A 15360-nucleotide genomic window follows, 5' to 3' on the forward strand; every position below is an offset into this window, starting at 1 on the left:
AAGGGATTTGTTTTGGGTAAAATTATCGGAATGATCGGCTTCAAAACTTATCCCTACGTATCAAATACATATAAAATAGTACCAAACACCCTAAAAACAGGGGTATTGGGAAGGGGGAACACTTTATACGGCACCCGGTGAAGAATGGAAAAGGGATTTTAGAGGGAAGGCATTATTTGCCTTTTTTGTACTCTTTGGGGCTACATCCGTAGGCCTCTTTAAAGCATCTTGAAAAATAACTTGCTTCCTTGAATCCAGAAAGAAAGGCAATTTCCGAAATCTGGAATTTTCCTTCCTCAAGAAGCAAGACCGCATACTTTAGGCGAATTGATTTTATAAAATTGTTCGGGGTTAATCCAGTTAAAGCTTTTACTTTTCTAAACAACTGGGCCCTACTGACCCCAACCTCAGTGGCCAGTTTTTCCAAGGTCAGGTTTTGGTCTTGTATATTCTCTTCGATCGTTTGCTTTAATTTCCACAACAGCTTTTCATCTATGGAGGTTACGGTCACTTCCGACGGCTCTAAGATTTTTGCATTTTGGAACATCAAACGAAGCTTTTCACGGCTTTTGATCAGGTTGTTGATCTTGGCGATCAAGATATCTTTGTTAAAGGGTTTTGTCAGGTAGGCATCGGCTCCCGAATTTATACCTTCTACTATTTGCTGATCGAAGGCCCGGGCGGTAAGCATAATTATAGGGATATGGCTCGTTTCGAAATCACCTTTTATCCTTTTGCACAGATCAAGGCCGTTCATCTCGGGCATCAAGATATCACTGACAACTACATCGGGGGTCACTTCCCGAATCAAATCGACGCCTTCCACACCATTAATTGCAGTATATACATTAAAATTACCTTGCAGGATCCGCTTTAAATACATTCGTAATTCATCATTATCTTCAATAATGGCCACACTATAATCTTTTACCTTAGCAACGGTCAATGCTTCTTCGGGAACAGGCTCTTGAAATGTCTCGATAGCGACTTCAGGAGGCATGACCGAGGGCAGCACCCTTTTTGAGACCTTGTACAAATCTTTGTTTTTTGGAAGGAGCACCACAAAAGAGGCCCCTTTATTATGCCTCGTTTTCAACAAAACGGAGCCAAAGTGCAATTCAGCCAGTTGTTTGACCATGTATAGGCCTATGCCCGTTCCTGAATTTGTGGTATCGTCTTGGTAAAAACGATCAAAAACATCTTGTACATGTTCCTTGGAAATTCCAACACCATTGTCCTCTACCTTCAAAAAAATATGGTTATCGGGATCTGGATATTCCCTTTCCCCACAGATGAGTTTATATTTTTTCCCTCCAAACCTTTTCTTTTTTGTACTCAAAGCCCCAATCGATACTTTTACCTGTCCCCCATTTTGTACGGCCTTGAACGCATTTGACAATAAGTTGTACAAAATCTTCTCTACCTTATCGTGATCGTAGAACATGAACAAGGGTTCCTCAGGCAGTTTCACCTTATACTTAACATTCTTTATCTTAGAAACATGTAGAAACGAATGGCTAATGACCCGAACACTCTCGACTATATCCCCTTCACTTATATCCAATTCCAATTTCCCGTACTCGTATTTTCTAAAATCCATTATTTGGTCGACCAACCTTCGCAACCGTTCTACATTGGTTTTGACTATGCCCAGTAATTCATTGTCTTGATCGGCCCTTTTTTGTTGGATCAAACTCTGAATAGGGTCGGATATCAGCGATAGGGGCGTTCGCAGTTCATGGGAAATATTGGTAAAGAATATTAGCTTTGATTCGTAAATTTCCGATAGTTTTTTCCGTTCTATTTCCTGTATTTTCACTTCGTTCCTACTGTCCCTGTTCTTCACTAGTACAAAAACGAAAGCCATAACGATTCCGGCGGCAAGCAAGTACCACAAGAGTTTCATCCACCATGTGGCATACCATGCCGGCAATACCTGTATTTCGAAAACAAGTTCCTCGGTGTTCCAAACCCCATCATTATTAGTGCCCAAAAGATGAAACCTATAATCGCCCTGGGGAAGGTTCGCATAGTTAATAGACCTTTCGTTACCCAAAAACCGCCAGTCGTTATCGACCCCTATCAATTTACATTTATAGGTGTTATTGCTGCTATACGGCAAATGCAAGGATGCAAATTCGAGTCCTACCGTATTTTGTTTCGCTCTTAATTGAATGCCCTTGGCATAGGATACTTCTTCGGACAGTATCTGGCTTCCATCATTTACCTTAACAGGTTTGCCGTTGACGATCAAACGGGTCAAAACGAGGTTCGGCCTATAGTCGTTTTTACTGATATCGATTGACGAATCGTAACTATTCAAGCCATTTGCCCCACCGAAATAGAAGTTACCCGACTTACCGGCATATACAGAGTTGCCATTGAATTCCAAAGATTGCAGACCATCCTTTACACCATAGCGTTCCAGTTCGGAAGTATCTAAATTATAGGTGAATATTCCATTATTGGAACTTGCCCAAAGCGTATTCTTGGCTTTATCGTACAATAAACCATATACATAGCCCCTACCAAGGTTCAACACATCTGACGAACTGTTCAATGGAAAGAAGGGTTTTATTTCCTTCTTTATAAAATCGATTTCACAAACTCCAAAATTGGTCCCTACCATTATTTTATTATCGGCAACCTCACAAAGATTATAAGATTCGTAGTTCTCAAAGTATTTCTTATAGGTCTTGTCTATCCTGATAATTTTAAAATTCAACGGCTTACCCAAGTTACCGTATTTTGAAATTTGAATCCCATAGTCTTTATACTCCAAATAGGCTATCCTTCCGTTCAGTGTTCCGAACCAGAGGGTTCCTTTACTATCAAGCAATAAGGAATAAATGATCTTGTTATCGAGGGAGGTCGCAATGGCCGTGTTGGTTATCTGTTTTAGTTTTCCCGCTACGCTATACACGTATAACCCCCCGGCCGTACTGATCCATTTGTTCCCATCTTTATCCTCTAAGATCGAGTAAACACGCTTACCGGGCAAAAGACTTGCCTTTTTATGGTAAAAATGGTCCTTTAGTTCACGATCGCCCCCTAAAAACTTATCTATGATAAAGATTCCTCCTTGTGTACCGATCCATATGGCCCCGTCCCTATCCTGAATTATTGACCTCACATGCCCCAATGCACCATTCGTATCGGAGTCAACCTGTATTTGCTCTTCCGAATTCAGTACGAAAAGTCCCTTTCCCCGGGTTCCTAGCCATAAATTATGGTCGGCATCTTCCAAAATTCCGTGAACGTTGATAATGTCGGCCCCTGCTTGCCCTTCCTTATCGATTTTATTGATCGTACGAAACCTACTATCCAAGGTAATAACGGTACTGACGCCGGCATCGGTACCGACCACGATCATTCCTGAAGGATCTTCATACAATGTTCTTATATAATCGTTTTTCAATACATTGGCCCGATTGATCTTATGCCGGTAATTTCTCCAATTTGCATTTTGTTTATTGTACACGAACAAACCTTCTCCTTCGGTACCTATCCAAATGTTTCCCTTTATATCTTCCAAAAAATTGTTGATCTGAACCGGACGTGGCCAATTTTTGTACTTATCGTAAATGGCTTGGGCCTTAATCGATAAACGATTCTCTTCTGTGGTAATACCTAAATCGGAAAAATAGGTGTTACCCTCTGAAAAGATCAGCAACTCCCCCGAATTGGTAAGATGTAAGGTCTCTAAGTTTTCAAGGAAGCCTTCCCCCTTATCCAAGCCTACATACATGGGTTCGGCCACATGGGAATTTATCCTTAAAAAGAAAAGCCCTTTTGAAGTCCGTAGTAACACTCCTTCCGATATGACAATGATTTGGTGTACTTCGGGATGATCATCGGCCGTAGCACTATATCCCTTAAAATCGATTTCTTGAATCACGTAAGAACCATCGGGGTCAAGAAGAACCCAAAAGAGCCCGTTTGTCGTGCCCACATACATTCCCTTTTTATTGAAACCAATATCTACACTCGTTATATAACTACTTCGTTTCGGATTGGTTTCCGACGGAAAAATGTAAGCAAAGCTGCGATTGGTCTTATTGAAGAGATTTAGCCCGTTTTTGGTACCTACCACCAAATAGTCATGTAATCCGTTAAGGCTTGTTACCCAAGGATTGCTCAGTCCTGTTTTACCATTAAAGGTATTCGGAAAGACCTCATAGTCGTAGCCGTTATATTGATACAGGCCATCCATCTTACCGATCCACAAAAATCCTTTTTTATCCTTGTAAAAAGAAGACGCCACATTGTCCGTGATACTGAGTTCATTGTTAAGAACACTGATCTTATAATCAAAACCCTGTGCCAAGGAGGAGGCCATGGCCGACAAGGCAAACACGCTTGTACAAAGCAGGTTTTTGAACCGTATTGATCTCGGCAGACAGAAAAAGCTATTGAAGTAAGACAGGGGAAACGGTTTAAATATGCGTTAATGTTGGGGGTTACTACTAGCTTTGCTCATTGCACGGCCTTCCCCTTTTTTAATATATGGCTAAATTCATGAAATTATAATTAACAGTGAAGGTTCTTGAAGAAATTCTTCCGTAAAGATCCATTAGTTTTTCACTACCTAGATCCGCTGGAATTTCCTCTCTTATTTTTCTTCCAATAGCTGTTTGCTTTCCCTACGTACCTATTCGTTTCGTCAAGAACCGACTTACGTCTTAGATATGGCACGTTAGACGAATATTCTATTTCTTTTTCTCAATTTATGGTACATTTTGGACAGGTTCTTAAGATTTAACCAAGCCAAAACCAGAATACATGCCTATAGACGGTTCGCCACTCATTGAATACACAAAACACTATCCTTCCATTTCATTTGATGTGCGATATTCCTATCGTAAAACCAAATTGGGGATGTTATATTTTGCCGCCCAACCATTGGAGTCGAAGGATGAGGCGTGCTATGATTACGATTTTTTATACGGGCAGATCAACGGGCAAATGCAATTGCAGATCGGCTTTAAAGATTTTCTCTTTCCGATGACCAAAGATTTTCATCACCGCTTAGACATGCTCTATGACGCCCTTATGGAAGAGTATGTAAACTTCATCCACTCACAGTTATAAAACGGAATACGCATTAATGTTCCCTAAGCCGAATCGGTTTGACTTAGGACAGTTTCGGACCGCCATAATCAAGTTACCGAAGGGGTATAACACAATAAAGGTCGGCTTTGATGGCCGACCTTTATCCGTTTAAATCATTTGCGTTTGTTATTGAACTACCGATAGCGGTTTTAAAAAGGCATATTCTAACGCACCGCCCGTTTTATCGTTTATGCTTCGCAGCTCGCACATTCTTTTTTCTGCTTAAATTTTTGGGCCGCATTCATACTGTGTTGATAGTAGAGTGATTTTAACCCAAGTTTCCATGCCGTAACGTGAATCTTATTGATTTCCTTTACGGGCATATCGGGATGTACGATGATATTCACCGATTGCCCTTGGTCAATGTGGTTTTGACGGTTGGCCGCTTGGTATATGATATCCAATTGGTCTATTTCCGAATACGTTTTAAACACATCCTTTTCCTCTTCCGATAAAAAGTCCAAGTGCTGTACCGATCCGTCCCGTTCACGAATACTACGCCATATTTCGGTGGTATTCATTCCCTTCTCTTCCAACAATTCCAATAAGAAAGGATTTTTAATCGTTGTTTTGACCTTAGCGATATCCTTTACGTAAATATTCGACCAGATAGGCTCGATACCTTGTGAAACTTGACCCAAGATAAAGGCCGAAGAAGTGGTCGGTGCAATGGCATTAAGGGTGGTATTTCTTCTACCATAGCCCTTAAGAATGGCCGGTTCGCCAAATTTATCGGCCAAAGCCTCAGAAGCTTGGTACGATTTTTCTTTTATATTCTTGAATATTTCACTGTTCAAGTTATATGCTTCTTGACTATTAAAGGCCAATCTCTTGGACTGCAACAGCGAATGCCATCCTAGGACACCCAAACCAAGGGCACGGTTGTCTTTGGCAAAATTGTAGGCACGTTCCATAAAGAGAAAGGTCTGTCGGTCTTCACGGCTATCGGAGTCGCGATACCTTTCCAATTTTTCAATAAATTCCGTAATAACGGCATCCAAGAAAAACACCATGGTCTCCACGGCATCGGTATCTTTCCACTTCTCATAATGAAGCACGTTCAACGAAGACAAGACACAAACAAACGACCAGTTGTCGTTTGAAGGCAACATGATTTCGGTACAAAGATTACTGGCATAGATAGGTAAGTCCTTATCTCGGTAAACATCCGACGCCCCATTATTGGCGTTATCGCTAAAGAATATGTACGGATATCCCATCTCGCCCCTTCTTTGTAAGACTTTGGCCCAGATAGAACGTTTTTCTACATCGCCATCGATCATTTCCTGCATCCAGGCATTGGTTACGGTTACCCCGTGGGTAAGTTCTTGAATAGGGTTCCCTTCGGTACCAATTTCCAAAAATTCCATTATATCGGGATGTTCGATCGGCAAATATGGTGAAAAGCGACCACGACGTATAGACCCTTGACTTACGACATCGACCATTGATTCAAAAAGCTGCATAATGTGTACGGCACCAGAAGCCTGTCCGTTATTCTTAACCTCAGCACCACGATGTCTGATCTTACCAAAATAACCAGAGGTACCCCCACCGAGTTTCGACATCATTCCCACTTCCGATTGGGTAAAAAGAATATTCCCCATATCATCGTCAACATGTGATCCGAAACAGCTAATAGGCAAGCCTCTTTCCTTTCCGAAATTTGACCATACGGGAGACGCCAAAGAGAAAAACCCTTCGGACATATACCCGTAAAATTTATCGGAAAACCCAGGCATTTGCAATAATTTCTCCGCTCTATCGGCAATCTCACGAATACGTTGTTCGGGAGTTACACCTTCGGTCAAATACCCTGAATTCAAGAAATTACGACTGTGTTCGGTAAGCCATTCAAAACCTGTGTCCGACTCTTTTTTATGATCTCTAAGGGCTTGCTTTCTAGCGAGTATAAGCTGATCGCCCTCAGAAGTTGTTGTTTTGTTTTGCTGGGTAGTGTTTAATTCGTTCATTTAAAAAAGGTCTTCACTGGTTATACTTTGTGTTCTTTTGCTATAGTTGATCGAGCGCTTTACGAAGAAATCGCCATGTTTGGTACCTATGATTTCATCGTCGAACCATTCGGTTTCGGCCAATAGTTTTTCGTCTACGTCGAATATGGGGTCTATTCCGATACTGGTCAATGAATTGTTGAAACGGTTCTTGATAAATTCATTGACAACATCTTTGGGCAAGAAATCGAGTTCGCCCTTTTCAAAGATCCAATCCACGATTTGGCTTTCAGCCGTAAATGCCTCTCGGCACATTTGCTGAATCATGTTATTATAGTCCTCATTGAACCAATCAGGGTTTTCGTCCTTGATAATTTTAATGATATCAATACCGAAGTCGCCGTGGATCTGTTCTTCTTTTGATGTTGCCTCTACCACATTTGAAATACCTTTCAACATGTTTTTATGTTTGTTGAAGGCCATTATTATCAAAAATTGCGAGAAAAGGGAAACGTGTTCGATAAACAAGGAGAACAATAAGATAGATTCCGCATATTCTTTATTGTCGTCACTTTTCGCATTTTTAAGTGCCGTTTCCAAATACTGTACCCGCTTCATTATAACGGGCTTTTTCTTTAAATTCTTGAACTCGGGGTTGAGTCCCAAAATCTCGAGCAAATGGGAATAAGCATCCGCATGACGCACTTCACTTTCCGCAAAGGTCGCCCCTACCGAGCCTATTTCAGGTTTGGGCATCTTATGGTAGATATCGCCCCAAAAACTCTTTACGGCCACTTCGATCTGTGAGATGGCCAACATGGTATTCTTAATAGCGCTTCTTTCGGTCTCCGTTAGCCGGGTCTTGAAATCTTGAATATCACTGGTAAAATTAAATTCGGTATGAATCCAATACGAATGACGAATAGCGGGTACATACTCGTACAACTGTGGGTATTCGTAAGGTTTTAGATTAATACGCTTTTCAAAAATGTTCAATTTTCTCTTTTGGGCCTGCTCGTTACGATATAGTATATATCCTTTGGCCACATCGAAAAACCCGCCTTCCATGAGTCTATTTTCCACAAAATCCTGTACCTCTTCTACCGTAGGCAGATAATTCTCATCTAGCGCCTTTCGCTCTAGAAGTGAGGCATGAACATTGTTGGCTATTCGCTCGGCATCATCCGGGCCGCCATGGTCTACCGCCCTCATAGCTTTCAGAATAGCATCCGTTATTTTATGTAATTGAAAGGGCTTTTTGGTAAAATCCCTCTTAATAAGATGTGTGATTTCCATGATTTGTATGTTAGAATGCTCTAAATAAGAAGTACAAAGGTCGTAACATATCTCCCTCGATTCATCGTTCTGAAATTTGTTTTTTCAGCCTTTTATTAACAACGCATTGTTTATAGAAGGAAAGGCATTGTACACAAGAGGCTTACGCCCGAAGAAAAAAATAAGGGCCCTGAAATGTTATGGACCAAAACCGATAAATTGCATTTTTTTTAGGACAAAAGTGTGCTTCGCAAACCCACTTTTCGACTACATATAGGTAAAAACTTTGCCATGTACGGCAAATTTCTTCGTGTTTCGATAGTAATCATGAATAGGGTATACGCGAAACTAAAGGATATTGGTCTAGAGAATCAAGTCCCTATCAAAACATAACACATCATCAACCATGGGACGTCACACTTCGTTTTCTAATACGGGAAATCAACGACATAGCAACTAGGCAGGGCTGATGGAAAAACTACAGCCATTCTATACCACATTGCTTTAAACAACACCTATACTGTCGTCCTACCTCTTAAAGCTGCGAAACAGGGGCAGCCGGGGTCACATCAAATCTACCCCCCTTCCTACGGGAGTGATGTGCACCTTAAAAAACAAATACACAAAATATTGTTTTTCAACAACATAAATCCACACACCATCAGCAACATAGCCCCCTGACAACAGTCCAGTACTTCCCAAAACGAAGGCTACAAAGCCGCCCTTCCGCCAAGGTCGGATTTTTCGCAATCGGAATTACCACAAAAACTACGGCCTTACATTGTCATAACATAACCGTTAAAATTTAGGGTATTGTTAATGTATTGCTAAAGCTCCGTTAACTATGCCGCTCTCCAAATGGAATAGTTTTGGGCTCGTAAAAAGAGCTTTCATTTTGGGCTCCGATAAATAAACCCCGAAACATTCTCGATAACCCAATACTAAACTTTATGTATTCAAAAACCCGATTTTCTAAAATCGTCTGTGCTTCGGCATGCTTGGTTACATGGGCTGGATTTGCCTCCAACAACTCCCATTCATTCGCTAAAATGTCAGTTGCCCCCAGCCTAACCGTTACAAAAGGCGTTAACGAAGGATTGTCTCCGGTGCAGCAAACCGTTTCCGGTACCATTACCGATGAAACAGGTGCCCCCTTACCCGGTGCTACCGTATTAGAAAAAGGTACGACCAACGGTACCACAACCGATTTTGATGGCAACTATAAAATCAGTGCTTCACAGAATGCCGTACTGATAGTTTCTTATTTAGGATACTCTACAAAAGAAGTTGCCGTAAACGGACAAAACAACTTGAACGTACAATTGGATCCAGACGCTACACAATTGGAAGATGTAGTGGTGGTAGGCTACGGTACTCAAAAAAGGTCCGATATTACAGGGGCCATTGCCTCCGTAAAAAGTGAAGATTTCAACCAAGGTGTGGTGGCCAACCCTGGCGAACTTTTACAGGGCAAAATGGCCGGTGTAAATATTGCCACTACAAGTGGCGAGCCGGGTGCCGCACAAAATGTAATCATAAGAGGTATTGGTAGTCTGCGTTCAGGAACACAGCCGCTTTATGTGGTCGATGGTTTCCTGCTCGATAATTCTTCTACAGGTTTTGACACGAATCCATTGAACTTTTTGAACCCCAACGATATTGAAAGTATAGATGTCTTAAAAGATGCCAGTGCTACCGCAGTATACGGTTCAAGAGCATCGAACGGGGTGGTAGTGATCACGACAAAAAGAGGAAGGTCGGGAAAAACCGAAATGAACTTTTCCGTTTCTACGGCCATGTCTTCCATCGCCCATACGATCGACGTATTCAGTGCCGATGATTTCCGAAGGGAAGTAGCTGCCGCAGGGGGAACCCTTGAAGATTTCGGTGCAAACACCGATTGGCAAGATGAACTGACGCAAACCGGTCTAACCCAAAATGTGAATTTCTCCATGAGCGGGGCTACCAGCGAAAAGTTCTCGTATTTCGCCTCGGCAGGATACCAAGACCAAGAAGGAATTTTGAAAAACAGTGAACTCAAGCGGTATTCGGGAAAACTCAATATGAACCAAAAAGCTTTTGATGGCAAATTGAGTATCGATTATAATATTACCGCTTCCCACACGGAAAACCTGAGACCGGACATTTCGTCCACAATCAGTGATATGTTGAGTCTCAACCCTACCATAGCCCCCTACACTAACGGTGAACCGACCTTGCTGAACACCAACGCGTTGAATCCGGTTTTACGAAACGACCTATATAGTGACACGGCCATGAACAACCGTATCTTGGCGAGCATTTCCCCATCGGTAACTATCGTAGACGGTTTGGTGTATAAAATGAACCTAGGTGTTGATTATTCCGCTACCAACAGGGATAAACAGTACAAACCGTTTCCTTCGGTCGTAAACGAGTCCAATGTATCCGATGGTTCCCTGGAGAGCTATATCAGAACGAACACCAATCAATTGGTAGAAAATACCCTTACGTATAACTGGAACCAAGGCAAACACAATGTAATTCTTTTGGCAGGACATTCGTACCAAAAATTTCTGGACGAAGCCAGACAATTTTCATACCGCGGTTTCGCCAATAACAATATAGAGCCCAAGTACCAAGATCAGACCAGCACGGACGAATACCCGACCTCGGTGAGTGCTTCCGCCGTTAAGAACGAACTACAGTCTTTCTTCGGGAGGTTGAACTACACTTACGATGACCGATATTTGGCTACCGCTACGTTTCGAGCCGATGGTTCTTCAAAATTTGGCGAGAACAACAAATACGGATACTTTCCTTCCTTTGCCCTGGGGTGGAACATCAGCAACGAAGATTTTATGGCCAACTCGGTTTTCAACAACCTAAAGTTACGAGCCAGTTGGGGACGAACGGGGAACCAAGAGATTCCCTCGAAGATTACAAAAGCGAGTTTTGCCGAAGATAGACTGATAACAGGAAGCGAAAGTTTAAATACCTACCCAATCGATACCGATGCCAACTCTATCGATGGCTATCCTTACGGAATTGTATATACCCGTTTGGCTAATCCTAACTTACAATGGGAAGTATCGACTCAAATTGATTTAGGTATCGATTTCGCCCTTTTTGATTACCAGTTGACCGGTACTTTAGATTACTTCAACAAAAAATCTTCCAATATTTTATTGGAGGTCGTTCCTGCAGATCCCGTTGAACCCACGTCTACCTATTGGAACAATATTGAGGATATGAAAATCTATAACTCCGGTGTAGAACTGGGCTTGGATTATAGCAGCAATTCTGAAAACGACTTCTCTTATAACATTGGAGGGAACATCACCTATATCCAAAACGAAGTAAAAGACTCGCCCTATTCCGTACTGACAACAGGCGCCGCCCAAGGTTCAGGCCAAACGGATGCCACCATAAACGGGTACATCAACAATGAATCCATTGGTGCCTTCTACATGTTGACATTTGATGGGATAGACGAGAACGGACTGAACCGATTCAAAGACATTAACGGCGATGGCGAAGTTTTGGACGACGACCGTAGCGTGGTCGGAAGTGCAATTCCCGATTTGATCTATGCCTTTTACCTAAACTTCAAATACAAAGCCTTCGATCTAGGTTTAAACTTCAACGGGGTATCGGGCAACGAGATTTACAACCATACCACTATGACGCTTTTTAGCAAGGCCCAATTGTCCCGTTCCAATAACTCTACGGATTTTGCTACGGAATATGCAAATGAATCACCCAACAATTCCAATACCGTTTCCACCCGTTACCTAGAGGATGGTTCTTTCCTAAGGCTGAACAATGCTACCTTGTCATACAACCTTAGTCCCGATAAAATCGGGTTTGGCGATGCATTTCAGAACATCCGTTTTTCCGTAACAGGGCAAAACCTATTCGTAATTACCGATTATTCAGGCTTCGACCCAGAAGTAAACACCGGGACCACGGAAGCAGGAATTCAAACTTTCGGAATCGACCGTTTTACATATCCAAAAGCAAGAACGTTTATGGTTGGTCTTAACGTAACCTTCTAAGAAGAAAACAAGAGATAGCCTTAATATCATTTAGAAAAATAGAATACTATGAAAAATAAAATAGTTAACAGAGCACTTCCCATAGCGGTAATGTTATTTGCATTCTTCGGCTGTACGGATTTAGAAGAAGAAATCCTTGATGAGTCGCTCACCGGAACCGGCGAGGCCGAAGTGGTGAGTGGGTCCATAGCCCCGGTATACGGAAATCTACGCGCCGTATGGTACCATACGGTCAATTTTGGCCTTCAAGAAGTGGCTTCTGACGAAGGTATTCTTCCCTACCGTGGCGGCACGGATTGGTTTGATGGTGGTAAATTTATTGCGGTTCACCAGCACCTTATGACGCCCGGTAACGGTTTGGTATCCGATGCTTGGACAAATATTACCTTGACCATTTCAAGAACGGTTTTGGCAGAGGAAAGACTACGACCCGAAGCGGAAGCCGGTGATGCGGAAGCTCAAGCCGCATTGTATGAAATGATCGCCATGAAAGCATACCTCAATATGCTTACCCTTGATAACTGGGGCCTGGTATTCAAGAAAACCAGTTCTGATGAAATTTCTGAAATTTTAAGGGCCCAAGAAGCCATAGACTATATCGAAAGTGAACTTTTATCCGTCGTAGACCTCATCAACGACGATAAAGGCCCGGGCAGGCTGAACAAAGCTGCAGTAAAGGCCTTATTGGCCCGTTTGTATTTGAACGCCGCCGTATACCGGGATCCTTACGGAACACCGGATTTTAAAAGCGAGGACATGGACAAGGTGATTGCCTATACCAACGATATCATTGCCGGCCCCTATGCCCTGTCTCCCGAATATTTTGAATTGTTCAACGATGACAACCATAGTAACCCCGAGCTTATATTCGCCTTAGACCAAAGAGGGGTCCTTCAAACAGAGCATAGCCGGTGGGCCTATTGGTCTATGTCTGGCGATCAGATCCCAAGACCTGAATTTCCTAGTACCCGTGGTACCGATGCGGTAGCAGCTACTTCAGATTTTTATCAGACCTGGGTAGATGCCTATGGCGATGTAGACCCTGCCGATGCCGATGCCCGCTTCTCTCAAACCAATACTATTATTCCCGAAGAACTTCAAGACCTTACAGGGGTAAACCCAACAAACGATTCGGAACACTACTATTGTGTAGAGGCCGAGCAGTTTGAAGTGGATCGCGGAATAATCAGGGGCATCATTTGGGGGCCTAGAAAAGATGACGGAGGTAATATTTTAACTTGCGATGATGGAAAAGTGCGTATTTATCCGGTTATCAATAAAAGAAGTAGCGGTGCCGATATCCGTTATGTAGACCATACCCTTAAAGTGGACTTTACCGATGAGGGCAGTTTACACAATACAGGGTATAGATTCTCTAAATACCAGTTCAGTCATACCGCCCCAAACTGTTGTACGAACAGTAGTGTAGATTTGGTTTTGATCCGTTTGGGCGAAATATATCTGATGCGTGCCGAAGCGAAGTTAAGAAAGGGTGATGCCGCTGGTGCGTTGACCGACATCAACACTTTGAGAACTTCAAGAACTGCCCGGCCAGAACAAATCCCACAACCATTGGACCATATCGATTTGGATATTTTGTTCCGTGAATCCGGATTTGAGTTATATTGGGAAGGGTTTAGAAGAAACTACCAAATCCGTTTTGGAAAATACGAAGGAAGTTGGACCGGAAAGACCGATACCGACGTAAACAAAAGATTGTTCCCCATTCCTCAAAAAGCAATGGACGGCGCTTCAAGCGAAGCAGGGTTCTTAGAGCAAAACCTAGGATACTAATTCCAAAAAATGGAAAAAAAAAGATGGCGGCAAGGAAGTTGATTTCTTGCCGCCTTTTTTCCATCTATATTTGATCAAGCACAAAAATTAAAGGAAATACCTATTTATCATACCCATATGAAAACATTTTACATCGTACTATCCGTAATCTTGACCTCTCTGTTTTTTAAGGATTGTGTTACGAACAATAAAGAAAAATCAAAGATGAACGACTTTCAGGTCATCGGTAGCCATAACAGCTATAAAATTGCAATAGAAAAACCTTTATTCGATTATCTGTGGCAAAAAAACCCTGCTATGAGCGGTCTGGAATACGGACATATCCCCCTGTCGAAACAATTGGACCTAGGGCTCCGTGGCCTGGAACTCGACGTTTTTCACGACCCCAAAGGCGGTCACTATTCCAACCCAAAAGGATTGGAAATCATAAAATCTATGGGTTCCGAGCCGAAACCTTTCGATACGGAACAAAAGTTGAAAACACCTGGGCTAAAAGTTTTTCATATCCAAGAGATAGATTTTAGAAGCCATCAATTATTGTTTAAGGACGCTCTGGAGGAATTAAAAGCCTGGTCCGACGCCAATGAAGGGCATCTCCCGATAATCGTCACCATCAACACCAAGGATAGCGAAATACCACAGACCAGAAATCCCTTAAAGTTTGATGCCGAAGCTCTACAAAATTTAAATACGGAAATAGCTGCCGTATTTTCCCAGGAAAGGTTGGTAACACCTGATTTGGTTCGAGGTAATTTCGATACCTTGGAGGAAGCGGTCTTACAACAGGGTTGGCCACAGCTGAACAAGGTTCAGAATCGGTTTTTATTTGTTTTGGATGAAGGGACGGAAAAAATAGATGCGTATTTGTCCCGTTTTCCAAATTTAAAAGGGGCGGCCCTATTTGTCAACCAAGAAGAAGGAAACCCTACTGCCGCCTTTCGGATCATAAACGACCCTGTAGAGAATTTTGATCAGATTAAGAATTTGGTAGACTTAGGCTATATGGTCCGTACACGTGCCGATGCCGACACCAAGGAAGCCAGGGAAAACGACTACGGCAGATTTGAAAAAGCAAAGGCCTCCGGTGCGCAGGTTATCACTACCGATTATTACCTGCCCAGCACTTTTTTTAAGTCCGATTATAAAGTTAGTTTTGAGAACAACACCTACGAAAGAACCCCAGAGTAAGC

The 15360-nt window shown here is 42.4% G+C and carries 7 protein-coding genes; 4 read left to right on the forward strand and 3 right to left on the reverse strand.

Annotation, left to right across the window (positions count from 1 at the left end; translation table 11 throughout):
- Positions 1-172 precede the first annotated feature (172 nt).
- Positions 173-4339, reverse strand: coding sequence for a hybrid sensor histidine kinase/response regulator transcription factor (locus tag ZOBGAL_RS01155; protein ID WP_148560677.1), 4167 nt, complete (start codon positions 4337-4339; stop codon positions 173-175).
- Between the two features lie 443 nt (positions 4340-4782).
- Between ZOBGAL_RS01155 and ZOBGAL_RS01160 the strand changes: the two genes are divergently transcribed.
- A complete protein-coding gene (locus ZOBGAL_RS01160; protein ID WP_013991629.1) occupies positions 4783-5091 on the forward strand; it encodes a hypothetical protein in 309 nt (102 codons plus the stop codon).
- 209 nt (positions 5092-5300) lie between these two features.
- Here the strand turns inward: ZOBGAL_RS01160 and ZOBGAL_RS01165 are convergent, their stop codons facing one another.
- Together ZOBGAL_RS01165 and ZOBGAL_RS01170 are read right to left on the reverse strand one after the other, a co-directional pair.
- Positions 5301-7085 (reverse strand): ribonucleoside-diphosphate reductase subunit alpha, encoded by a 1785-nt coding sequence (locus ZOBGAL_RS01165; protein WP_013991630.1) that lies wholly within the window; start codon positions 7083-7085, stop codon positions 5301-5303.
- Positions 7086-8360, reverse strand: a complete 1275-nt coding sequence (locus tag ZOBGAL_RS01170; RefSeq protein WP_013991631.1) for a ribonucleotide-diphosphate reductase subunit beta — start codon at positions 8358-8360, stop codon at positions 7086-7088. It lies immediately after the preceding gene.
- Positions 8361-9289: 929 nt separating this feature from the next.
- On the opposite strand from ZOBGAL_RS01170, the gene ZOBGAL_RS01180 reads away from it, so the two are divergent.
- The 3 genes from ZOBGAL_RS01180 to ZOBGAL_RS01190 all read left to right on the forward strand — a co-directional run bounded on the left by ZOBGAL_RS01180 (position 9290) and on the right by ZOBGAL_RS01190 (position 15358).
- On the forward strand, positions 9290-12376 hold the full coding sequence (locus tag ZOBGAL_RS01180; RefSeq protein WP_013991633.1) for a SusC/RagA family TonB-linked outer membrane protein: 3087 nt from the start codon (positions 9290-9292) through the stop codon (positions 12374-12376).
- A gap of 48 nt (positions 12377-12424) precedes the next feature.
- The gene (locus ZOBGAL_RS01185; RefSeq protein ID WP_013991634.1) at positions 12425-14170 is read left to right on the forward strand and encodes a RagB/SusD family nutrient uptake outer membrane protein; all 1746 of its coding nucleotides are present in this window, start codon (positions 12425-12427) and stop codon (positions 14168-14170) included.
- A 117-nt stretch (positions 14171-14287) separates the two neighbouring features.
- Positions 14288-15358 carry a phosphatidylinositol-specific phospholipase C1-like protein gene (locus tag ZOBGAL_RS01190; RefSeq protein WP_013991635.1) on the forward strand — a complete coding sequence of 357 codons (1071 nt, stop codon included), beginning with the start codon at positions 14288-14290 and terminating at the stop codon, positions 15356-15358.
- Positions 15359-15360 lie beyond the last annotated feature (2 nt).

This window comes from Zobellia galactanivorans, from assembly GCF_000973105.1.
Lineage (GTDB): Bacteria > Bacteroidota > Bacteroidia > Flavobacteriales > Flavobacteriaceae > Zobellia > Zobellia galactanivorans.

What these genes read in the sequence shown, in the direction of transcription:
- ZOBGAL_RS01155 (WP_148560677.1), bottom strand. Translation starts at nt 4,339, where the DNA reads ATGGCCTCCTCCTTGGCACAGGGTTTTGATTATAAGATCAGTGTTCTT.
- ZOBGAL_RS01160 (WP_013991629.1), top strand. Translation starts at nt 4,783, where the DNA reads ATGCCTATAGACGGTTCGCCACTCATTGAATACACAAAACACTATCCT.
- ZOBGAL_RS01165 (WP_013991630.1), bottom strand. Translation starts at nt 7,085, where the DNA reads ATGAACGAATTAAACACTACCCAGCAAAACAAAACAACAACTTCTGAG.
- ZOBGAL_RS01170 (WP_013991631.1), bottom strand. Translation starts at nt 8,360, where the DNA reads ATGGAAATCACACATCTTATTAAGAGGGATTTTACCAAAAAGCCCTTT.
- ZOBGAL_RS01180 (WP_013991633.1), top strand. Translation starts at nt 9,290, where the DNA reads ATGTATTCAAAAACCCGATTTTCTAAAATCGTCTGTGCTTCGGCATGC.
- ZOBGAL_RS01185 (WP_013991634.1), top strand. Translation starts at nt 12,425, where the DNA reads ATGAAAAATAAAATAGTTAACAGAGCACTTCCCATAGCGGTAATGTTA.
- ZOBGAL_RS01190 (WP_013991635.1), top strand. Translation starts at nt 14,288, where the DNA reads ATGAAAACATTTTACATCGTACTATCCGTAATCTTGACCTCTCTGTTT.